This window comes from Ancylomarina sp. YFZ004, from assembly GCF_054254355.1.
Window position 1 is genome coordinate 115,067 of sequence record NZ_JBTCHQ010000007.1, and the last position, 23,681, is coordinate 138,747.

At 35.3% G+C, this 23,681-nt stretch carries 13 protein-coding genes and 2 tRNA genes; 9 read left to right on the forward strand and 6 right to left on the reverse strand.

All coding sequences use genetic code 11. The features are described 5' to 3' along the window. The first annotated feature begins 2 nt into the window (after positions 1-2). From ACXR6G_RS12635 to ACXR6G_RS12645, 3 genes are all read left to right on the forward strand, one after another. Positions 3-1,661: a hypothetical protein gene (locus tag ACXR6G_RS12635; RefSeq protein WP_458361795.1), complete on the forward strand. Its 1,659-nt coding sequence runs from the start codon at positions 3-5 to the stop codon at positions 1,659-1,661. 102 nt (positions 1,662-1,763) lie between these two features. Further along, positions 1,764-3,224, forward strand: a complete 1,461-nt coding sequence (locus tag ACXR6G_RS12640; RefSeq protein ID WP_458361796.1) for an aminoacyl-histidine dipeptidase — start codon at positions 1,764-1,766, stop codon at positions 3,222-3,224. Positions 3,225-3,432: 208 nt separating this feature from the next. Next, the gene (locus ACXR6G_RS12645; protein ID WP_458361797.1) at positions 3,433-3,663 is read left to right on the forward strand and encodes a hypothetical protein; all 231 of its coding nucleotides are present in this window, start codon (positions 3,433-3,435) and stop codon (positions 3,661-3,663) included. 68 nt (positions 3,664-3,731) lie between these two features. Here the strand turns inward: ACXR6G_RS12645 and ACXR6G_RS12650 are convergent, their stop codons facing one another. Beyond that, complete coding sequence (locus ACXR6G_RS12650; RefSeq protein ID WP_458361798.1) at positions 3,732-4,280, reverse strand: hypothetical protein; 549 nt, start codon at positions 4,278-4,280, stop codon at positions 3,732-3,734. A 173-nt stretch (positions 4,281-4,453) separates the two neighbouring features. On the opposite strand from ACXR6G_RS12650, the gene ACXR6G_RS12655 reads away from it, so the two are divergent. After that, positions 4,454-4,537, forward strand: a tRNA-Leu gene (locus ACXR6G_RS12655). A 70-nt stretch (positions 4,538-4,607) separates the two neighbouring features. Here ACXR6G_RS12655 and ACXR6G_RS12660 read toward each other — a convergent pair. Beyond that, positions 4,608-6,131 carry a tetratricopeptide repeat protein gene (locus ACXR6G_RS12660; protein ID WP_458361799.1) on the reverse strand — a complete coding sequence of 508 codons (1,524 nt, stop codon included), beginning with the start codon at positions 6,129-6,131 and terminating at the stop codon, positions 4,608-4,610. A gap of 484 nt (positions 6,132-6,615) precedes the next feature. Between ACXR6G_RS12660 and ACXR6G_RS12665 the strand changes: the two genes are divergently transcribed. The 3 genes from ACXR6G_RS12665 (at position 6,616) to ACXR6G_RS12675 (ending at position 17,606) form a co-directional block, all read left to right on the forward strand. Then, positions 6,616-16,368, forward strand: coding sequence for a cadherin domain-containing protein (locus ACXR6G_RS12665; RefSeq protein WP_458361800.1), 9,753 nt, complete (start codon positions 6,616-6,618; stop codon positions 16,366-16,368). A gap of 143 nt (positions 16,369-16,511) precedes the next feature. After that, entirely contained in the window at positions 16,512-16,964 is a 453-nt protein-coding gene (locus tag ACXR6G_RS12670; RefSeq protein WP_458361801.1) for a DUF4625 domain-containing protein, read from the forward strand. Between the two features lie 558 nt (positions 16,965-17,522). Continuing rightward, positions 17,523-17,606 (forward strand) — tRNA-Leu (locus tag ACXR6G_RS12675). Positions 17,607-17,671: 65 nt separating this feature from the next. Here the strand turns inward: ACXR6G_RS12675 and ACXR6G_RS12680 are convergent. After that, positions 17,672-17,953, reverse strand: coding sequence for a hypothetical protein (locus ACXR6G_RS12680; RefSeq protein ID WP_458361802.1), 282 nt, complete (start codon positions 17,951-17,953; stop codon positions 17,672-17,674). Between the two features lie 454 nt (positions 17,954-18,407). Then, positions 18,408-19,577, reverse strand: a complete 1,170-nt coding sequence (locus ACXR6G_RS12685) for an MFS transporter (RefSeq protein WP_458361803.1) — start codon at positions 19,575-19,577, stop codon at positions 18,408-18,410. A gap of 312 nt (positions 19,578-19,889) precedes the next feature. On the opposite strand from ACXR6G_RS12685, the gene ACXR6G_RS12690 reads away from it, so the two are divergent. Then, positions 19,890-20,246: a hypothetical protein gene (locus ACXR6G_RS12690; protein ID WP_458361804.1), complete on the forward strand. Its 357-nt coding sequence runs from the start codon at positions 19,890-19,892 to the stop codon at positions 20,244-20,246. A gap of 24 nt (positions 20,247-20,270) precedes the next feature. After that, positions 20,271-20,585, forward strand: coding sequence for a putative quinol monooxygenase (locus ACXR6G_RS12695; RefSeq protein WP_458361805.1), 315 nt, complete (start codon positions 20,271-20,273; stop codon positions 20,583-20,585). A 255-nt stretch (positions 20,586-20,840) separates the two neighbouring features. Here the strand turns inward: ACXR6G_RS12695 and ACXR6G_RS12700 are convergent, their stop codons facing one another. Further along, positions 20,841-22,313: a tetratricopeptide repeat protein gene (locus tag ACXR6G_RS12700; RefSeq protein WP_458361806.1), complete on the reverse strand. Its 1,473-nt coding sequence runs from the start codon at positions 22,311-22,313 to the stop codon at positions 20,841-20,843. Between the two features lie 136 nt (positions 22,314-22,449). After that, the gene (locus ACXR6G_RS12705; RefSeq protein ID WP_458361807.1) at positions 22,450-23,370 is read right to left on the reverse strand and encodes a DUF4412 domain-containing protein; all 921 of its coding nucleotides are present in this window, start codon (positions 23,368-23,370) and stop codon (positions 22,450-22,452) included. Positions 23,371-23,681 lie beyond the last annotated feature (311 nt).

Below are 23,681 nucleotides of genomic sequence, written 5' to 3' on the forward strand. Positions count from 1 at the left end.
CTATGGATAATTTTATTATTAGAATAATCCGCCTTTTCAAGGGCTTGTTCACAATGATGGGAGTGGATTACCAACAATTAGAAAGTATCCTTAGGGTAAAATTAACGATGGATAACCGTCGTGGTTTTTCGACATCAACAAAGAAGACGGATTCGAGTAATCAACTCTTGTTACAATCATTTGTGTATGCGATTATTGGAATTTTTATAGGGATATTGATTGATTTCATGGATCATACTTTTACGGCTTATACCATGGTTTTTTCAATGATCATGATGATGATAGCTATGTTAATGATATCTGAATTTTCGGTTGTGTTAATTGATACGAGAGATAATGCGATTCTTCTGCCTCGCCCTATAAACAGTAAGACAATGACGATGGCTAAGCTCTTGCACATTGCTATTTATCTTTTGCATTTGAGCTTATCATTATCCATAGGTTCTTTATTTTTTACTGTAATTAATTATGGCTTTGTGGCAGGCTTGTTCTTTTTACTAATGATCTTTCTAGCTACATTATTCACCTTATTCCTTACCAATTTATTCTACTTGGGATTGATGCGATTTGTTAATGGTGAAAAGTTAAAAGATATCATGGTTTATTTTCAAATTGGAATGGCCATCATCTTTATGGGAGCTTATCAGCTTTTACCACGTCTGATTGAGATGAACGATTTGTATAATTCACAAATGACCATTGAATGGTTTACATACTTTGTTCCTTCTGCCTGGTTTTCTGGTTCAATAACAGCTATCATATCTTCTGTTTATAGTTTAGAGAATATTATCTTTTTAACCTTATCCTTTCTTCTTCCTTTGGGAAGTCTTTGGGTTATTATAAAATACCTTTCGCCAAAGTTTAGTCAACGCTTAAGTCAGATGGATGCGGTTGCTTCTAAACCTGAAAAAATTAAAACTCAAAAAAAAGGACGCTTAAAATATTCTGAAAAACTGGCCCTCCTTTTAACGCAAAGTACTGTTGAAAGAACCAGTTTCAAAATGATTTGGAAGATGAGTGGGAGAGAGCGAAAGTTTAAGCAAACAGCTTTTCCAGCTTTTGGTTATGTGTTTGTCTTTATTGCTATTATGGTAGTTAAAAGTTTTGGTGATGAGGATCAACTGGTGAGTTTGTTGGCATCTAAAAGTTATTTGATGTTTCTTTATTTTACCATTTTTGCCGCCTTTGCAGTTTGTATGAATATCATATATAGCGATGAGCCCAAATCGAGTTGGTTCTTTAGTTCTATGCCAATTTCAAAACCTGGAGTTATTTTGTCAGGGACTATTAAAGCTGTACTTGCAAAATATGTTTGGCCTCTCTACGCTATAATTGGCGGTCTTATTCTCTATTTTTGGTCCTATAAAGTTCTTCCCGATATTCTTTATGCTCTGGTATCTATTACGCTAATAACTTCCTTTGTAACAGTAATGCAAAGCAAAGCATTGCCTTTTTCAAAAGAGAGATTATCGCAAGATTCTGGAGATAACTTCATTAAGGGGATTTTAATGATGGTATCGGCAGCTCTAATAGGATTAACGCATTGGGGATTGACATATATTCCATATGGTGTTATTGTTGGTTTACCTATCATGCTAGCTTTGCAATACTTAAGTTTTAGATACATTAAACGCATTAAATGGAAACAGATAGAATATTAAATTTATGCTAGCTTTTATTACCTTTGGGTTTGAAAAATTAAATACTAACACTTATTGAGATTGATAAGTGAATACATATCAACTCATATAAAAAAATAAACAATGAGCGTACTTAGCGGATTAGAGCCTAAAGTTATTTGGGATCATTTCGAGGACATTTGTCAGGTTCCTCGTCCATCAAAAAAAGAAGAAAAAATTATTGAATTCCTAATGGATTTTGGTAAGAAATTAAATCTTGAAACCACGCGTGATGAGATTGGTAATGTACTAATAAAGAAGTCTGCAACTCCTGGGAAGGGAAATCTTAAGACGGTTGTTTTACAGTCGCATATGGATATGGTTTGTGAGAAGAATTCTTCTACTGAGCACAACTTCGATACCGATCCTATTATTCCTTGGATTGATGGGGAATGGGTGAAGGCAAAAGGTACAACTCTAGGTGCTGATGATGGTATTGGTGTTGCTGCTGAAATGGCATTACTTTCTTCTACTGACATTGAGCATGGCCCGATTGAGTGTTTGTTTACAGTTGATGAGGAGACAGGTTTATCAGGAGCTTTCGCACTTCAACCTGGTTTTGTTAGTGGTGACATCCTTTTGAATCTTGACTCAGAAGATGAGGGTGAGATTTTCTTAGGATGTGCGGGTGGTATCGATACTTTGGCGACCATGTCATACACTAGAGAAGATATTCCTGCTGGATATTTCGCTGTTCGTTTGGACGTAAGCGGTTTGCAAGGTGGTCACTCAGGTGATGAGATCAACAAGAACCGTGGTAATTCTAATAAGATTCTAAACCGTTTCCTTTGGGAGATCAACAAAAAGTACGATGTACGTTTAGCTGATTTTGCAGGAGGTAACTTACGTAATGCTATTCCTCGTGAAGCGACTGCACTTGTTGTTATTCCTTCTAAGTTTAAGGAGCAAATCCGTATCGATTTGAATCTTTATGCAGCTGAAATGGAAAATGTTTGGTCTATTGCTGAGCCTAAGTTGAAAATTGAACTTGAGTCAACTGATATGCCAGCTTTCGTATGTGATAAAGAGACCTCAAATAATCTATTCGATGCCCTTTATGCTTGTCCACATGGTGTATTTACCATGAGCACACGTATGCCAGGTATGGTTGAGACTTCAAATAACTTAGCATCGGTTAAGTTTATCGATGGCGATAAAATTTTCATTACCACTTCGCAGCGTAGCGACGTAGATAGCGAGAAATACAATATTGCACAGAATGTTGGTGTTGCTTTCACTATGGCAGGTGCTGAAATTGTACATTCTGATGGTTACCCAGGTTGGGCTCCTAACCCTTGCTCAGCAATTTTGAAAGTGGCTGTTGCATCATACGAGCGTTTGTTTAATGTTGAGCCAATTGCACGTTCTATTCACGCTGGTTTAGAGTGTGGTTTATTCCTAGAGAAGTATCCAAATATGGATATGATTTCTTTTGGACCAACTCTACGCGATGTTCATTCGCCAGACGAGAGAATTAATATTGAGACTGTAGATAAATTCTGGAAGCACTTACTGGATATTCTAGTGAATGTACCTTCAAACTAGAGTTTATCTCTAAAATAATTTCGAAAAGCGATTCCATTTGGGATCGCTTTTTTTGTTCCTATTTATTTGAATTTGATGTATAGTTAATGAAGTAGAGTTGGTTTTATTAAAGAAAAAAATCGTGATTAAATTATTCTTTTATTACATAAAGTCCTAACTTGCAAGTAGTCAAAGATTTTTAATTCCAAACCTAATCAAAACTGACAAGATGAATCTACAATCCGAGAAATTAGATTTAATTGAATGGCTTGTAAAACAAAAGAATTCAAATGTAATCGAAAGCCTTAAAGAAATTATGAATGAGCATGCTGATTCTGATCAGCTTGAAAGAATTTTGACTCCTGATGAAAGATGTCTTCTTTATAGATTGCAGTCTTTAGAAGGAAGAAGTCCTAAAGAACAAGATGAGTGCCGTAAGTTCTACGAGCAATATCTATAGGATGCAAAAAACGACTGATCATTTGATCAGTCGTTTTTTTGTATATCATTTAAAAGAGAATTAATTCTCTAAATCTTAACCCCATTATTGTGAAGAATAGTTTTCACTTCACTTCCCAACTCAGAATAGATAAGACTAACCTGTGCATTCAGCTTCTCATTATCGATATCAAGCAAACCTAAAAGAACGTAAGCCGAACGTGAATCGTTTAAATCCTCACGAATCAGTTCTAAAAGAATTTTAGCACCTGAAATGGCTTCCTTGTTTGAGATAACCGATAGATTGACAAAAAACTGAACTGCTGTTCGGATGATGTTAGCATCTTCTTCCACCTGAATAAAAGGGAAAAGTCCCATAATAGCTTTTGTGTTCTTTTTTCTGATGTTAGCACTAAGTGCCGTTAACATCTTTGTCCGTTCTGTAGTAGAGGTATTGGCCACGAGGAACTCATACATTTCGAAAATGGTGAGTATCATGTTTTTATTTTGAGATTTCCCGTACAGCATGAAGGTTCTGAAGCACATCACCTGTAATTCAGACTTGTTTAAATCATTCCATTTCTCTTTTTGAAGGGCTATTTGATCGAGATAGCTATAGTCTTGTATCTGTTCTGACATATCGAATTTATTATAATATGGCACAAAGATATAAAAAGCCTTGAAAGCACCTTTGAGCTTAGGCTTTGAAAATCTGTTTTTTGATCAATTATCGATCTTTTTTTATTTGAATTGATACTCTTATTCCATTGCATATAGAACATATTTATTACTTTTGTTGTCACGCAAAACAAGCCCAGGTGGCGAAATTGGTAGACGCGCCAGCTTGAGGGGCTGGTGACCTTATGGTTGTTCGGGTTCGAGTCCCGATTTGGGCACACAAAAAAGCATTGCTAAATGGCAATGCTTTTTTGTGTTTGTATTTTCCAAAGTAATTATGTGTAGTGATTAATATTTTGATAAAAAGACAAATAGACTCAGATTTGAATTAGATAAATCAAGTTTTTTGCGTAATCTGGATCGGGATACTTCCACACTATTTGTGGTCATATGGTTTATTTGAGCAATTTCCTTTGATGTCATATTCAGCTTCAAAAGGGAGCATAATTTAACTTCTTTCGAACTTAGTGTGGGGAACTCAGCCAATAGATTATTAAAAAAAACGGGATGTAAGTTTGAGAAATTTTGTTCAAACTCGTCCCATTGCTTTTCATTTATTTTGGAACTTAGATCATCAATTACCTCTTGAATGATCTCTACATTGGCCTTTTTAAGTTTGGGCTTGCATGAATTTAATTTTTCGGATACATTTTTCATCAATTCATTTCTCTCGCCAAGCAGTAGAGCGTTCGTTGTTAATTCTTTGTTTTTGTTTTCGAGTTTTTCAACGAGTAAACTTTCTTTAAGGGATTGGTTTTCCTTTGAAAGGTGAATTTTTTTCATCTCTAATTTTTTCTTGAATAAAATAGTTGTTACTATTGAGAGCAGCAGGATGAAGAAAAAGAATATTACTATTCTATAGTATAGATCATTCCTTTTTTGATTCAGTATTTTGATTTTATTATTATGTTCTAATTGTTTTAGGTTTTTTTCAAACTCTTGTTTTTGATATTGTTTGATGTTATTTATTTTGTCAATACTATCTTGAATTTCTTTATGTTGTTTGTAAAAAGATAAGGCCAATTTATAGTTATTCATCTCTTTATACACATTGCTTAATTGTAGACTTAATTTATGAATCTCTACAATGTTCGAAAGTTTTTGATGTATGTTAATGGATTCCAGATATGCTTTCTCTGCTTGTTTATATTGCTTTTTTTCTTGATAATACTCACCATAACTGCTTTGTAGGTATGACAATGATTTGTTGTTGTTGTGAGAAATGGAATATGCCGAATCTAACATGATTTTGGCTTTTTTGAGTTCTCCTTTTTGAATATATATGCAGGCAACATTATTTAAGTATATATCAAAATCACTATTTAGATCATAATTTTGTTCGCAATGGTGAGCTTTCTCATAATATCTTAAAGCTTTATTTAAATCTGATTTATGGTATAGGAGTCCCAAATTGTAATAACAATCCCCTAGGTCGTTATATCTGTTCTCTTTTTTAAAGTGTTCAATCGCTTTAAGATAGCTGATTTCCGCTTTTTCATAATTTTTTAGCCGATAATACATTTCTCCCTGGTAATAGAAAGATACCCCCATCTCATAGGTTTCTTTCAAAGCCGAAGCAATTTCACCATATCTTATAAAGTATTTTAAAGCATAGTAATAACTATTTGCCAATTTAAAATTACCAGCCAATTGGTATGCTGCAACAAGTGCATTTTTTTGATGATTCTTCTTTTCCGCTAACTCTAGAGCATACTTGTAATAAAAGGTGGACTCATTTAAATTCTTAGTCCTTATTTGGTCGGCTTTTGCAATTAGCAGTTCTATTTTTTTTTCGTCATCATATTCTTCCAAATCAATTTGAAATGAAGATTCTGTTATTGAAGAATTCTGAGCTGTACCAGTTTTAATAAATAAGCTACATGAAATTGTTATGAGAATAAATCTGATTTTGACAGCTAGCATATAGATTATTTATGATTTAATAATAAGGCGTGGCATTTTGATAATATTATGTTCTTAAATTTAGATCTATCAAATCTACATGTATTTTTCGACTAGTAGGTACTGGTGTGTGATTTATTAGGGGCGTTTTATATTGTTGTGTATCATATAATGTTTGTTCCAAGATTGATGTGATTGATAAATTTTTAATTATTGTTTAATGTGGTGTGAGTTTGTTATGAATTAACTCACAGTGTTTTGCAATGTTATGTAAGTTAGTGTTAAGGTGCTTGTTAGGATTTGTAAGTTTTTTTTTTGTTTAGGTAAGGGTGCAATTGGTTAGTATCGTAGACTAATCTAAATAACTGACAATAGAAAACCAAAAACATTAAGAATGAAAAGAAAATCTACTAATTTTTTATTGGCTTTAATTATTGCCTGTTGGGCATTGCCAATGAATGGTCTTTCACAGACAAAGAAAGAGCAAATACGTTCTCATGCTGACAAAGAAATAGAGCAGCGTGATGCTTTCTGGAAAACCCACCCTGAAGTTTATAAGCAGTATGTCGATCAACAGAAAATCCAGGAAAGGATGATTGAGCAATTAAAGGCATCGCAATTTCGAGATGTTACTGTTGAGGATAACAAAATTATAATACCCGTTGTATTTCATGTTTTTGGAAAAATGCAGGGGGGAAAAGAGGTTAATTACCGTTTAGTTGAAGATGCTCTTCGACGTACCAGCGAAGATTATGCTCAGCAATCCGTAGGGCAGGACAAGATCCATGAGCGTTTTAAGGATATTGTGGGTATGTTACCCGTCGAGTTTAGATTGGCTAAAATAGATCCCGATGGAAATCTCTGTAGTGGGGTCACCTTTCACCCAGAGCAAAGTGGACTTGGGAATGGTGGTGGTTATGATGCTGAAATTCAGAAGTATGCTTGGGATAATTACAAGTATGCGAATGTATATATAATGAATGACCTGTATGATGATGGTTCGGTAAATAATTCAGGAGTTGCATGGAAACCAAATAAATGGATGTCGGACAATAACTTGGCAAGAGTTTGTTTCAATGGTGTTTATCTGGGGGATAATGGGGATGAAAATTTCCGAAGAATTTTATCACATGAATTTGGTCACTTCTTCAATTTGGATCATCCTTTTATAGGAGGTTGTCCGGAAGTTGATGGTGGAGACCATTGTGCTGATACTCCCGTTGCAGATAAATCTCAGATGGGAGTTGATGAGTTGAATTGTAAAGGTGAGTATACAAATACTCAGAATATCATGAATTATACCGACGATTACGAAATGTTTACCAAAGATCAGGTAATTCGTATGACTGCAGCTTTGAATTCGCCTTCCCGTGTTACATTGTGGCAGAACGATAACTTGATTGCCACGGGTGTAAATGATGATTTTGATCCTAAGAATATCGTAACATATGCTAGTTATGAAATAACGGAAGCTCTTGTTAATGATGGGAGTGTCGATTCTGAAATCGAAGCTGTGTTGACTGAGGTTACAGATGTGGAGTTTAAAGATGAAACGTTTGTTTTGGGAACGCATTTTAAAGTGTTAAATCTGCCTAATGGCTTAATACCTGTTTTTACAAGAACGAGTGCTACCGAGGTAAAGATTACTTTTAATGGAAAAGCGTCGAGTCACGATAAAAGTAGTTCAGTACAAGATATCACCTTCGAATTTTTGCCTGCTGCCTTTAGCGAGCCTATTGATGAGGTTTGGAATTATAAGGTGAATAAGTTCAGTTTTCGATTCCGTAATGAATATGAGACCAAATATATAACTCTTGATAACGTTCAGGTTGATGATGGAAATACTTTTCAATGGTTTTACTTGGGTGAAGTGAATGCTGAATATGGAGCATGGAGATGCGACATTAGCGCTTTGCCAGATGTTAAATTTAAATTTGAAACCTACAATAAGGCTGTCATCTGCAAGGAAGGAACCAATGAGCTTGTTCCTTTAAATTATGGAGACGAAATAAGTTCGGAATCCAACTGGTTTGCCTTCGAAACATATCCAGATCAACCGACTGTTTACAGTAAGGATTATACTGATTGGTTGGGGAAAAGAGCTTATATAGGTGTTCAGTTTTCGGCTGATGGTGACATTTATAATGGATGGATGTCTGCTTCAGTATCGGCAGATGGCAATACATTTACTGTGCACGATGCTGCTTATTATACCAAGCCCAATGCAACTATTCTTGCTGGTCAAGCGCATGAATCGGCTCTGAAATTTAATGGTGACACGCTACGTGAAGATCCAGTTAATAATAATGGGCGATTGGAGAATTTTCTTTCTGCGAAACTTATGAACAGTACATTTACTGTTGCTGAAAATACGGTTCTAACAGCCGGGACACATTATTCTATAACAGGCTTACCAGCTGGTTTTACTCAAGAAATTAAGGTGTTACCAAACGATTATCTTCATATCAAGTTTAATGGTTATGCAGAAAATCACAATAAAGTTGATTTGACTAAGGTGAACATCACATTTTTCGATGACTTATTTGATGGTTTAGAAGCATCTGAAATTAAAAATGCAGTTAATTTTGATATCAATATTAAATATATCGATGAATACAATATTGTGTATTACGATATGGATGATATTACGGTGGATAAGGTTGAAACCTGGGAGAAATTTACTTTAGGAGAATCTGAAAATAGTTTCGGAGCATGGTACCATGAGGGAAATTTGCGATTTGAAACTTATGAACGCGATGTTATTGGTCATGAAGGAATGTTGGATGCAAAAATGCTTACTAAAGGAACTTCAATTGATTCAAATGCAGACGTATGGGTGACACCTGGTGCTTTTCCTGAAGAGATGTTTATAACTGATACAAATCACAGAGAATGGGTTGGTAATGAAGGTTACCTTGGTTGTGTCATTAATTTGAATGGTAATCGTTGTTACGCTTGGATTCGCTTAGAAGTAGCTGCCGATGGACAAAGCTATACGGTTAAAGATTGGGCTTATAATGAACAACCTAATGCACTCATAATTGCGGGTGAAACGATTAAGAATACGAATGCTAAAATTAGCGTTAAAAATCCAGAATTTGTCGAGCTCTATTCAAACGATGGAGCTGTTAACGGTTTAGCAAGTATTAATTTGTTAAATGATGAATTTACTCTTGAAAAAGGAGCTGAGCTTACTCAGGGGACTCATTTTGCCGTTCAAAATATTCCAGCAGGTTTACGATGCAAGATAACTGTTGTTGATGCGAATAATCTGACAGTAAGTCTGGAAGGAAAGGCTCTAAATAATGTAAAATCTGAGGGGGGAGCAATCTCGATTACCCTAAAAGATATCTTATTTAGAACTAATATCTCTGATCGAGTTGAGAATACTACTTTCGATCTTAAGGTTAAGTTTAAAGGACCTTGGGATATTATCTACACTGATTTAGGTGGGATTACCGCCAATGAAGACAACGCTTTTAAATGGTTCGGTTCTAAGCATACATCGCACGGTTTTGGTGCTTGGTGGTATAATAAAGATGGGCGAATGAAGTTAGAAACCTATGAGAATTATATCATTTGTTCTCCAGGAACTTCAAATTTAATACCTCTCTCAGCAGGAACATTAATTGGAACCAATTCAAATGAATGGTATCAAGGTAAGGAATGGCCAGATGAGCCTGATTTGGATAACAACACTTTTCACGAATGGTTAGGCAAAGAGGCTTATGTCGGTGTTAGGATGAAAAATGGTGAATACAACCATTTTGGATGGATTCGTATATCGGTTGCTGCGGATGCTATGTCGTATACTGTTCTTGATTATGCCTATAATGACGAACCTGAAGCGCCTATTAAGGCAGGACAGAAGTTAACTGGTGATAAGGCTATCTTGGATGCTACTATTGAAGCCTTCAAAGAGACTTATGAAAATGATGGGAATTTTGATGGTAAAAACTTTATAACGGTTACAAATGCTAAGTTTAGTCAAAGTTCAGGTAATCTTATTTTAGGAACACATTATAGTGTTGAAAATTTTCCTGAAGGATTAAATCTTGAAGTTTCGGCCATCAGTTCTGATTCATTACAAGTTGTGATTGAGGGTAATGCTCCCTCTCATTTATCATCTGATAATGTCGATTTTACGATTACATTAAAAGAGGCAATTTTTGCAAACAAAACTTTGGATAAGGTTGAATATAATGAGTCTACCTTTTCTTTGGATTACAGAGATGTTTATAAGGTTGTATATGTAGATAACGAAGATGTTGTTTGTACCAAAGATAATGATTGGACTAATATTGACATTATACCAGGCTTAACGGGTGTTGGACCATATTGCGAAAATAACACCTATTTTAAAATGGAATATTACGATAACAAGCTTATTCGTAATGAAGGAACTCTACAGGTTAAGTTATTAGAGAGTAATGTGATTATTGATGTGAACACTGCAGGTTGGACAGATCCTAATCCTGCTTCTAGTTATTACAATCAACTTGACGTTTGTAATAATTCCTACACCGATTTGAGAGGCAAAGAAGGTTATGTTGGTTTGCAGTTAAATCATAAAGGCTACTTTTTTTATGCCTGGGTACGTATTTCTGTGGCTGCCGATGGTAGTTCTTATCAAGTATTAGACTTCGCTTATAACGAGAAGCCTAATGAAGCTATTTTTACTGGAGCAAAACAGTTTATTCCAATTAAACCTGAAGTTGATTTTTCAGCGAATAAATCTTCTATATTCCAGTTGGAGTCAGTTTCTTTTCAAGATCTAACGACTTACGAACCTACGTCATGGAACTGGACACTTGAAGGTGGTCAGCCTCTTTCTAGTACTGATCAGAATCCTGTTATAAATTATGTAGAAAAAGGGGTTTATGATGTAAGTTTAACAGCTACCAATAAAGATGGTGATGCTACTTTAACGAAATCTAAGTTTATTACAGTTTACGAAGAAGGACCGGCAATTGCTAACTTTACGGCAAACAAAACGACTGTGAAGACGGGTGGTCAAATTACTTTCTCTGATGCTTCATTACGCATTCCAACTTCATGGAAATGGATTTTTGAAGGAGGAACACCAGCAACTTCTACAGAGATAAATCCTGTTGTAACTTATGACACTAAGGGAACACACAGTGTGACTCTTATCGTTGAAAATACATTTGGCTTAGGTCAAAAAATAGAAGAGGCTTTTATTCATGTAATGGATTTCTCTTCCGAAGGATATTGTGAAGCAAGAAACACCAATTTAGATGGCAATTGGTTAAATATTAGTCGTGTGAAGCTTGAAGGTATCGATAATGAGTCAGAACTTGCAGAATATTCTGATTTTACAAATCAAGTAGCTGATCTTACTTCTGGCGAATCGTATGGAATGAGTGTTTCTTATGGTACTAACGGTTGGTCTCCTAATAGCTTATTTATTTGGATTGACTGGGATCAGAATAAAACATTCGAAGAATCGGAACGTGTATTCTTTGAACGTAATGAGGATGAAGATGGTTTGGCAAATTTTCAAGTTCCAGTACCTTCTGATGCAAAAGCAGGTTTAACTTTAATGCGTTTGCGTACAGCATATTCTGATAATTGTGATCCTTGTGGCATCACGACATCTGCTGGCGAAACTGAAGATTATACCATTCAAGTTTCTGCACCAACTGTACCTGTTGCAAATTTCATCACTGATAAAACAACAATTGTTAAAGGAGGAAGTGTTCTATTTTCAGATGCTTCGGAAAATAAGGCAACAAGTTGGGCTTGGGAATTCGAAAGTGCTGAAACGCTAACTAGCGATAAGGCAAGTTTGTATGTGCAGTATAATACAGCCGGAACTTATCAGGTTAAGCTTACAGCAACAAATGCGATAGGTTCTGATATTAAAACTATGCCTGCTTATATCACTGTTACTGAAACAGCAGAAGTACCTTCTCCAGCATTTAGTACTGACGTAACAGCTTTAAACAGTGGCGATGTGGTTGGTTTTGTAAATCTAACGGATTATAATAAAGATGCTACTTACTTGTGGACTTTTGAAGGTGGAGAACCAGCTACAAGTACTGAAGTTAATCCTAAGGTTTCTTATTATTTCCAAGGAGCTTATTCTGTTAGTTTAAGTGTAACAACACTTGAAGGAACCGAGACTGTCACAACAGAGGATTTAATTAAGGTAAGTGAAGCTCATAAACCTGTTGCAGAGTTTAAAGCTGATAGGTATAGTCTGTATGAAGGAGAATCTATTCAATTTACAGACCTTTCTGGTAACGAACCAACAGCCTGGTCATGGGAGTTTGAAGGTGCGAAAACTACTGTTTCATCCGATCAGAATCCTCTTGTTATGTACGAAACTGCAGGTGTTTATAAAGTAAAGCTTACTGCAAGTAATGATTTAGGAATAAGTTATGAAGAGAAAGTATCATACATTACAGTAAAGTCAAGTGTATTTACACCACCTACAGGATATTGTACAGCTTCAAATGTATTCGAAGGTAACTGGTTGCCAATAACTAATGTTACTTTGGGTGAGATTAATAATACATCTGAATTAAGTGAATATTCTGATTTTTCGAACCAGCGTGCAAATCTTAATATGGGTAATGCATATCCTATGAGTATTACTTACGGTAATAATTGGGGTCCTAATACCGTTTTTGTATGGATTGATTGGAATCAAAATCAAACTTTCGAAGAAAGCGAATTGGTTCGAACTGCCAATTGCGAAGATGGCGATTCTGTTGATTCATTTGATCTTACAATTCCTGCTGATGCTATACTTGGTCATACTTTAATGCGTATAAGAACAGCCTACAGTGCCAGTTCTAACCCATGTGGTTTGAAAGAGTATGCTGGAGAAGTTGAGGATTATACTATTAATGTAACTGATATAGCTCCTGATCCACATTTTGTGAGTTTTACTGTTACTAATACAGAATTGGAAAAAGGTAAATCGATTATTTTTTCTGATAAATCTGAAGCTGATGCAATATCTTGGGCATGGGAGTTCACTGGAGCTAGTCCTGCTGAAAGTACTGAACAGAACCCTTTAGTAAGTTATGAAAATGCTGGTAGTTATTCTGTTAAACTGACAGTGAACTATGCTGATGGTAGTAATTCTGTTACTAAAGCAGATTATATTTCTGTTACTGAACCTGCAGCTAATCATACGCCATTAAACATCTCCTTGTCAAGTAATACTATTGCTGAAGATGCTGAATCATTAACAGCAATAGGTGACTTTAAAGCTGTTGATGAGGATGTGGCAGATACGCATACATTTAGTTTTGTAGATGGTGACGGAACAAACGATGCTGATAATGCACTTTTCTCAATAGATGGTTCGTCTTTACAATTGAATACCGTTCTCGATTTCGAAACAAAATCGGAATATGCTATTTATGTACAAGCAAAAGACAAACTTGGAGAAACAGTAGAAATAGCATTTAAGGTGCATGTAGCGGATGTTTATGAAAACATGGCACCTACAAATATCAGCTTATCTGCTTTATCTATCGATGAAAATCTTACAGCTCCTGTTTTAGTTGCTGATCTGTCAGTTGAAGATATTGACACTGAAGATTCTCATACTTTTGAGTTAGTTGCTGCTGATGGCCTTGTTGATGCTGATAATACGAAGTTTAGTATTAAAGGTACAAAGTTGTCTGCTATAACTAGCTTTGATTTTGAAACAAAATCTGAACTTAAGATCAACCTAAAAGTAAGCGATGATAAAGGGAATTCATTTACAAAAGCATTTGTGATTAGTGTGAATGATATTTTTGAGAATTCAAATCCTACAGCAATTTCATTATCGAAATCAAGTATCACCGAAAATGCTGAAGCAGGTGTGTTTTTAGCCACCATTAGTACTGAGGATATCGACGCTGGTGAGAAATTCACTTTCGAATTGGTAGACGAAGCGGGTAAAGTTTCGACTGATAATGGCAAGTTTGAAATTCGAGATAATGAGTTGTTTACTAATGCCATTTTCGATTTTGAAACAAGTGAGGTGCTTAATATCTGTATAAAGGTAACTGATAAACATGAAGGAACATTTGTACAAGAATTTACAATCAGTGTAATTGATGTAGATGAGAACAAGAAGCCTACCGACATACTTTTAAGCAAGTATACACTTAAATCTGATGAGTCGCTTAGTACTGTAGTTGCCGATTTGGAAGCTATCGATGCTGATGAGAGTGATGAGCATAGCTTTAGATTATATCCTGCTAATGGTGTGATAGATGCTGATAATGCTAAGTTTATTGTTGAAGACAATTACTTAAAGTTAAATGCAGACATTAGCAGCCTTACTGGAAAGTTGTACTTGAATTTACGTACAATCGATAAAGCAGGAGCTGTTTATACTAAAGCCATTCAACTTGAGATTGAAAAGCCAAACACTGCCCCAACGGGTATCGAGTTAAGCAATGCAGCTGTTTCAGAAGATGCAGCCCTTGAAACTGTAATTGGTACTTTATCAGCAGTCGATGCAGACAATAATGATACGCATACTTTTGCCTTTGCTACAGGTGGAGTTGATAATGCTTCATTCACAATTGGAGGTGCAAGCCTGAAGTTGAATGCAGCCTTAGATTTTGAAACTAAAACTTCGTATAGCATTAAAGTGAAAGCGACTGATGCAGCCGGAGCAAGTGTTGAGCAGGAATTCACCATCAACGTTTCTGACGTGGATGAGAACCTTGCCCCAACAGGTATCGAGCTAAGCAATGCGACTGTTTCTGAAGATGCAAGTCTTGAAACTGTAATTGGTACTTTATCAGCAGTCGATGCAGACAATAATGATACGCATACTTTTGCCTTTGCTACAGGTGGAGTTGATAATGCTTCATTCACAATTGCAGGTGCAAGCCTGAAGTTGGATGCAGCCTTAGATTTTGAAACTAAAACTTCGTATAGCATTAAAGTGAAAGCGACTGATGCAGCTGGAGCAAGTGTTGAGCAGGAATTCACCATCAACGTTTCTGACGTGGATGAGAACCTTGCCCCAACGGGTATCGAGCTAAGCAATGCGACTGTTTCGGAAGATGCAAGTCTTGAAACCGTGATTGGTACTTTATCAGCTGTTGACGCTGACAAGAACGATTCACATACTTTTGCCTTTGCTACAGGTGGAGTTGATAATGCTTCATTCACAATTGTAGGCACAAGCTTGAAATTGAATACAGCCTTAGATTTCGAAAGCAAAACTTCGTATAGCATTAAAGTGAAAGCGACTGATGCAGCCGGAGCAAGTGTTGAGCAGGAATTCACCATCAACGTTTCTGACGTGGATGAGAACCTTGCCCCAACGGGTATCGAGCTAAGCAATGCGACTGTTTCTGAAGATGCCGCTGTTGGTACTGTAATTGGTAGCTTCTCAGCAGTTGATGCTGATAAGAGTAATGTTCATACTTTCGAACTAGTTACAGGAGGTGCGGATAATGCTTCATTCACAATTGTAGGTACAAGTTTGAAACTGAATACAGCTTTAGATTTTGAGACTAAAACGTCGTATAGCATTAAGGTGAAAGTTGCGGATGCTGCTGGAGCAAGTTTTGAGAAAGTATTTACGATTCAGGTAACTGATGTAGATGAGAACCATGCGCCAAGTGATGTCATGTTAAGCAATACGAGTATTTCTGAAGAGGAAGCTCTTTCAGCAATAATTGGAACCTTATCGGCAGTCGATGTCGATGCAAGTGATATTCATACTTTCGAATTGGTAACAGATGAGGCTGATAATGATTCTTTTGGCATTGAGGGTGAGAATTTGATTTTGAATACGGAACTGGATTTCGAGACTAAATCATCTTATCGCATTCTTGTGAAGGTTTCTGATGAGGCAGGGGCTTCTTTTGAGAAAGAGTTCGAAATAAGCGTGATGATATCTACAGGTATTGAGCCTATTTTGGAAACGGAATTGCAATTATATCCAAATCCGGTTGTTAATAATCTAAAAGTAAGATGTGATGGCATTAAGAGCGTTAAAGTTTTTAATGTAATTGGTAAGCTTGTTTTGGTATCTAATAACGTTAGTGGTTTGTTAGAGATGAACTTGAACTTTAGTGATTTAAAATCAGGTTTGTATTTAGTTCGAATTGAATTAAATAACAATGAGGTTATTACTAAGAAAATTGTAAAATAAGTTTTAAAGAAAGTGAATTGAAAGGGAGCAATTTGGCTCTCTTCAATTCGCTATTATAATGTGTGACGCTTACAGTAAATACTTGTTATTAAGGGAATTTTCTAGTAGCCTAATTTCACATCATCATTTTAAAAAAATAAGAAATGCAAATACTAAAATACGTCATAATTTCTCTTTTATTGTTTTGTTTAATGAGCTGTAGTAAAAGCAAAAATGATAAAGTTGATAATACAAAACCCAATATTTTTTTAAGTAGTCCTACAACTAGTATTTCGGTGAAAGCTGGAGGCATAGTAAAAGTGAAAGCCAAGCTATTAGATAATATTAAATTAAAAACCTATGTGCTTAAAATCGAATCGAGTGGAACTAAACAAAGAAAAAATATTGAAGATTATTCATTTAATAGCTTAACTGATTTGGATGCTCATGGCAATGCTTTACCAAGCATTGATATGAAAAAGGAAGCAGCATTGAATTTTGATATTCTGATTTCGGAAAAAGCTCGTTACGGAAAGTATATTCTTTCTTTGTCTGTATTAGATCAATCAGATAATGAAACAAAGCTTTCAGTAGAGTTTGATCTTAGTCATTCTTAAGTATAAGGAATGAACCACAATAGACATATCGCAAGATCATAGTTTGTTAGTTGATCGGTAAAAGAGTAAAACCCATAATAGAATATGTTTGACGTTGTTTGTCACAAGTTCGCATCTGAATTGTCTTTGATCTGACTGATAGGATGAAGATAGAAAAATATGTTTTTGGGTTTTGCTCTTTTTTTTGTACGTAAATTTTACAAAGACAGTACGGTATGAATTTGGTAGGTTTGTTTTAAGTGTTATAGATAAGTAAGATCTTTGAATGTAAACTATACTTTATTTGACATTATTAATTTTATTTCTGATAATCTACTTGTTAGAGAAGAGAAAATAATTGCATTAGATGAGATAGATTGGCCTTATATTAGTTCTAATCTATATCTGCAAATATATCCTAGAAAAACCTTTCTGTCTCATTTATTTTTTAATCTTATGAACTGTAATTGAGATCTTAATTGTTATAAAATAGTTGGAATATTCAATTGTTCTTAATACACCTTCTTTTGTTCGAATTTGAACTGAATTATTTTTCACTTTTGTTGTCACGCAAAACAAGCCCAGGTGGCGAAATTGGTAGACGCGCCAGCTTGAGGGGCTGGTGACCTTATGGTTGTTCGGGTTCGAGTCCCGATTTGGGCACAAAAAAAAGCTTCACAAATCATCGATTTGTGAAGCTTTTTTATTTCAAGGGTCTTTCTTACTTTTTATTCCGTTAATAGCTTGAGAATATGAGATTCAACCTCATCTATAACTTGATTAAATTCGGGTATTGTGAAACAAACACTTAGTTTTTCATCTTCAAATTTCTTTTTAAGAATGGAGTAATGGTTCTTAATTTCTTGGCAATAATCTTCTACTATCTGATTTACTATTACCCGATGCATTACTTCGGGTATTTCTTTTACGTCTAGTATTGCTTCTTCTATTCTTGATAAAAGAAAACCTTCTAGGTGCCATTTAAGTTCGGAAGTTTTAGATTTATCCATATTTATAGTGATTATAAAGCTAGTATGAAATAAAGAATTGGGAACTAAAAAAGAGTTGAAATTAAAAGGCATGAGTTAAAAATCTCGTTTAATGCCATTCTCTCAAAATTTATGTTTTAGTTTATTTTAAGTTACTGAATAGTCGGAATTTTACAAAATCAGCTAAAAACATAATTATCAAGGATGTAATAAAAGCGATTAGTTTTAAACTGTCTTTGGGGACGTCATATTTAATATGAATTTGAGGAAGTAGAGATTATTTAGCGATAAGTCGAAGTCCTTGACTCTACAATGGAATAAACTTATTGTTATAGTCAAAGAGGCTTATTCCCACCATGGAATATGTGCGGTTTATGCTGTTTTTGTTTCCACTTCAACGCATGTTATTTTAAACTGATAATCTCGATCTTTTTATTAGACCTTTTCGTTTATCCTTATTTGTGTATCTATATTCTTACTTCTTCTTTAAGAACAAAACAAAGGGGATAGCTCCTAAAGATAGAATAGAGGCTATAAGGTATGTTTTCTCCAGACCGAGCCAGTCTCCCATTAAACCTGCGCAAAATACTGCAATGGCTGAAGTAATAAAGCTTACCGTCATATAAATACTATTCATAAATACGGGAAAATCTTTTGATCTATCTTGTACAAGAGCAATTAAAACGGGGCCAGGAGCAAAAACAAAGAAGCCTAATAAGATGAGAAATACAAATGAGAGCCATCCTACTGTATTAATAAACATGAACATCATAATTGGCGACATGATACTTATTACCAGTAAAGTAGATCTGCGTCCAATTCGATCTGAAATACCACCTGCAAGAATGGTTCCTATTGCACCAGCAAGCTGAAAAGCCGCTAATGCCGAATTGGCAAACCAAAGGCTCTCTCCTTTTTCAGAGTAATAAAAGGTAGGTAGAAATGCCGTTAAGCTTGATTTCATAATAGCTCTGAACAGTGTGATACCAATAAGCACACAGAAAAAAGGTAAGTACTTTTTAAATAGGGGTAAAACATCTTTTCTTTCCGTTTGCTTTCTTTTAAGCTCATCGGAAATTTTGATGTTTCTAAGCTTTAAAAATAAAATAAATGAGGCAATTAAGCCGAAAGGAATCAACTTCCATATGCCTTCAAGTCCCCAGTAAGAAACCGATGCTGTAATGATTAGAGGTCCAGCAGTTCTTGCTAATTCACCACCAAACATATAATAACTCATACCACGTCCAGTAGATTTACCAGATAATCGTTTAACCATGGTTGGAGCAGGCACATGAAATACGGCACTACTTATACCCATTGTGAAAAGTAGTATACATATAATAGTGAAAGAAGGAGCTAAGCCTAAAAGACTCATGACTATAGCAGTGATGGCTGGGGTTAAGATAATAAAATATCGGGGGGCCGTTCGTTCTGCAATGATTCCAATAAGAGGGTTTAATAACCAAGGGAGACGCATAATGAGATCCCATACAGACGCCAATGCCAAGCTGAGACCAAACTTTTCTATCAGTAAAGGTCTAAGTGGTGCCAAAAAAGACGAATAAATATCGTGTAACATATGCGACGCTGCCACGAGGATCACATTACCCGATTGAAATCTAGTAGAAGATTGCTTCTCTTTCATATGTGTGCTATAATTTTGGATAGAAAAGTGTAGCAGATTTCTATTCAGTATATTGATATTTCTATTGGATGGAGATACAAATTTAGACTATTTATCTTAATTCAGATATGTTATAGAACTACGCATTTTGCGGGAACATCTCTCATGTCCTTGAAGTTATGCTGTTAGCGTTTTGTTGTGGATTTGTGTATAATCATCAGACGTTTCTCAAATCCCAAATAAAAACTTATTTTTAGGTTCTTCTATTTGTGGAAAGGTGTACTCAGGAAGAAAAAGGAGAACTGCCTTTATTGAACTTTAAAAATGAATACGATGAGTCAAACTAAAGAACTAGTTGATTATTATTTAGAGAAAAAGAAATCAGGAATGGATTTCTCTGAAATAAGAAAAGAGTTAAAAGCTAAAGATCTTGATGATGCTCAGATTAAGAAGATCATCATTGAGATTGATGTAAAGACATTGGAACACGCTCAGACTGCTGGAAAAATGAAACCTAAAGATTTACGTCTTATTGGTTATGCTCTGATGCTGATTGGTGGTGGGTTGACCTTTGCTGTTTATTTTAAGATGTTGGTTTTAGGGGAATTTCTGTTTGCGGCTTATGGTCCAGTTATTATTGGTTATATTCTGGTTGTGATGGCTCGTCGTCAGCAGAAGAAACAATCTTAATAATCGTATAAAAAAAAATGAGAAATGGATATTAGAAAAAACGAAAGCCAGTTGGTTTGTATTGCCAAATTTATTGCCGTTCCTGGTAAAGTGAATGAACTAATCAAGAATCTTCACGCATTGATTCCTGCCACGCTTCAAGAGGGTGGATGTATTCGATACGAATTGAATCAGTGTATTGAAGATGAGAATAGTATCACTTTTATTGAGAAATGGTTTGATGAGAAGACATTCAATGCACATTGTGCAACACCTTATATCACGAAGTTTTTCAACGAAGGAAAACCTCTTCATGTTAAGGAATTTGAGGTGACAATGCATAAGGAAATTTTACCATAAGATGATTCACAGAATTTTCATAATTAACAGAAAGTATAGAGTATGTGTATTCTGTAAATGTTGTAATTATGGGGAATTTTACGACATCTTACAAATAAGAAAAAAAGGCTGCTGAATATTGCATTCAGAAGCCTTTCTTGCTGTTGTCTAAATCTGATTAAAGAGGAATTTTTTCGTGTTTCGTTGGTATTTGTGTTCATTAATGGTAGCATAGAACCAAGGGAAAACAATTGATAAGGTCAAACTTTAAAGTCCTTACATTCCGGCTAATAGTTTCTCTGCTTTATTTCTGATTAAAGCATAGTTTAAGTTATTAAGTGCATTGAATTTTGCTGCTTTTGTGCAAAGTTTTTTGGCCTTTTCTTTATCTCCTTTGTATTTGTACGCTAGGGCCATTCTGTAAAGATTATATGGGTTTTGTTGATTAGCCTGGAGGAGTTCTTCAATTGCTTTATCGTAATCTTTTTCTTCAAGAGCAATTATGCCTGATAATTGGTGAGAGAATCGAATCAGATTTGGATTATTTATGGCTTCAACCTGTTTTCTGAATTCTTCAGATTTGGCTTTTGCCGTCACAAAATCTTTTTTCATAGCTGCAACACATGCCGCATTATAGAAATAGTTGCGATTAAAATTTTCTTTTACCTCATTTTTAAGATTAGATTCTTCGATGACCTGAACTGCCTTATCGAATTTTGCCATTGCCTTATCAAAGCGTCCCATATCCAGCAAAATGTCACCCATTCTAACCAGGTCGCGAGACATAGCTCCAGCATCTTTAATCTTTTCATCTAAAGCATATTTATTTTTCAGCTCAATTAATGCCTGATCTAACTTCCCTTCATCTACATAAGAAATAGCCATAGCAAAGCAAGCTTGTCCTCTCTCACTATCATTGTGGGCCTTATCGTAGTATTTCTGAAGTTGTTTTCTTGCTTCCTCATGTTGCTTTTTATAGTTAAGGTTTGAGGCAATACCGGCATATGAGAAAATAAAATTTGGATCCAGAGACAAGGCTTTTTTATAATGCTCAATCGATTTGTCATACTTACCCATTTTCATCAATAACTCTGCATAAGAATCCTGAGGATTGGGATCATCATCAATGAGTTCAGTATATTTCTTAAAAGCTTTTTCAGCTTCGGTATAATTTTCTAAAAACATATAAGCATAGCCCATTGTATTATAAGCTAGGGAAAAATCAGGAGCGATTTTTATCGCTTTCTTAAATGATTCAATCCCTGGTTCCCATTCTTGTTGATTGTAGTAACTAAGAGCTAATGAAAAGTGAGATCGCTCATCTTTTGGGTAGGCTTCAACTAGTTTTTTGAAGTACTCTATCTGTTTCATCGGCTCATTATCAATATAAAAGGCATGCCATCCCATAATCTGTAGGCGTTCACCTTCTGAAACATGATCAACTAGAGCTACAGCTTTGTTAAAGAGTTCAAAAAATCCCTTAGCGCTGGCTTGCGCGAAAGCTAAGTTTAAGTAGGCCATCGCGAATTTTGAATCTAATTCTATCGCTTTTTCGTAGTATTGAATACTTTCCTCATTGAGGAATTTTTCAGAAAGAGCACGCCCCTGCAAATAGAAGTTCAGAGCCTCACTTGATGAGCTTGTGATAGGAATTTTGCCCTCGTCCTTAATTGTCCAGGCGACCATCATAAATAGAAGGGAGATGATCGTGAGTTTCAGTAAATAGCTTTGTAAATGATGTTTTTTCATCGTATTATTTTTAATATTAATTAAAAATTGATGATCTATTAAAAGAAAGCTAATGATTATTTATGGGTAATAAATGTGATCCTCCTTTCAAAAAAACAGACTCCTTTTAATAATCCATCCTCAAATTAGTATCTATTCAATTGTCTCTTTTCCCTTGCATCATTTGGTTCATCATCTCTTTGAATGAACTTCTGGTAAATCCCTCAGCTTCTCCAGGGGCAATGAATTTTTCTGCAGGAGGATTGGTTTTATTTATTTTTGTGATTGCCTGTATCTCCATTCTGGCTCCTGCCATAGGATCCATTTGGTAGGTACGTACTTCAATAGGGATACTTCCGGAAACAAGTTCCCATTCATCTTTATTTTTCTGATCATCTGTAGGGAAGATCTTGGTTAATTTTTCGGATACGCTTTGGGCTTTTTTAGCCAGTCCAAGTTGGTCGGCAGAAGCCCAGATTGTCATGACATCATGGTCACCTGTTATCATATATTGCTCACACTTGTAGCCGTATTTGGTCATTTTTTTACCGGTTGATACGATATCCTGCTTCGATTCCTCAAGGTCACTCTTTTGCTCCATTGCCAGTTTTGCTTGTTCCCGCATCTCCGGAGAGAGTTGAGCCAACATTTTTTGGACTGATGTATTGGCTTCTTCCTGAATATTTTCCATGTCATCTTTTGACATCTCAAATACTTTTTTTTGAGACCAGATGACATAGTACATCATACCGGTGTTATAGTTTAATATCACTGTAATTTTGCCGTCTTCTTTTGACTGGCTTTCCACTGCAAAGTTGTCACCACCTATATAGATTGTTGATTTCAGAATGTCAATTTCTTCATATTCACTATAGGCTGATTCTTTTAGTTTCTTTTCTGAGAGGTTTAAAAAAAACTTGGCCTCATCTACAGGATCCTCAAAATTTGTTCCTTCAGGAAGAAGCTCATAATTTATTGGGATTTCATACTCAATTTGTTCGATAATGTATTGTGCTTTCAGGGAATTAGCAAACATCAATACAAAAGTCATGACCAAAATTACGCTCAACTTATTCATAGAAACCTCCTCTGGATTTGATTAAAAAAAAATTACTGGTGTGCGATGGCTGATAGCTATTCCAATGCTATTTCAGCATACATGTAAAATTAAAGCTTATTCGCTGCGGAAACAAAAAAAAAGATGGGGCAAGGCCCTGATTAATAGTGCTTTTTTGATGTGTGTCGTTTTATTCAGAATCTTGTTTAAATGAGGGGAAACCACTTCATGTAAAGGAATTTAAAGTGACGCTTCATAAAGAAATTTTCAATAAGGTGATTCACAGAATTACAGAATTTTCATAATTAACAGAAAGAGATTTTTGTGTGTAT

Bases quoted from the DNA above. Each gene is read 5' to 3' on its own strand.
- ACXR6G_RS12685 (WP_458361803.1), bottom strand. From the start codon at position 19,577: ATGAAAGAGAAGCAATCTTCTACTAGATTTCAATCGGGTAATGTGATC.
- ACXR6G_RS12670 (WP_458361801.1), top strand. From the start codon at position 16,512: ATGCAAATACTAAAATACGTCATAATTTCTCTTTTATTGTTTTGTTTA.
- ACXR6G_RS12640 (WP_458361796.1), top strand. From the start codon at position 1,764: ATGAGCGTACTTAGCGGATTAGAGCCTAAAGTTATTTGGGATCATTTC.
- ACXR6G_RS12680 (WP_458361802.1), bottom strand. From the start codon at position 17,953: ATGGATAAATCTAAAACTTCCGAACTTAAATGGCACCTAGAAGGTTTT.
- ACXR6G_RS12705 (WP_458361807.1), bottom strand. From the start codon at position 23,370: ATGAATAAGTTGAGCGTAATTTTGGTCATGACTTTTGTATTGATGTTT.
- ACXR6G_RS12695 (WP_458361805.1), top strand. From the start codon at position 20,271: ATGGATATTAGAAAAAACGAAAGCCAGTTGGTTTGTATTGCCAAATTT.
- ACXR6G_RS12690 (WP_458361804.1), top strand. From the start codon at position 19,890: ATGAGTCAAACTAAAGAACTAGTTGATTATTATTTAGAGAAAAAGAAA.
- ACXR6G_RS12645 (WP_458361797.1), top strand. From the start codon at position 3,433: ATGAATCTACAATCCGAGAAATTAGATTTAATTGAATGGCTTGTAAAA.
- ACXR6G_RS12700 (WP_458361806.1), bottom strand. From the start codon at position 22,313: ATGAAAAAACATCATTTACAAAGCTATTTACTGAAACTCACGATCATC.
- ACXR6G_RS12650 (WP_458361798.1), bottom strand. From the start codon at position 4,280: ATGTCAGAACAGATACAAGACTATAGCTATCTCGATCAAATAGCCCTT.
- ACXR6G_RS12635 (WP_458361795.1), top strand. From the start codon at position 3: ATGGATAATTTTATTATTAGAATAATCCGCCTTTTCAAGGGCTTGTTC.
- ACXR6G_RS12665 (WP_458361800.1), top strand. From the start codon at position 6,616: ATGAAAAGAAAATCTACTAATTTTTTATTGGCTTTAATTATTGCCTGT.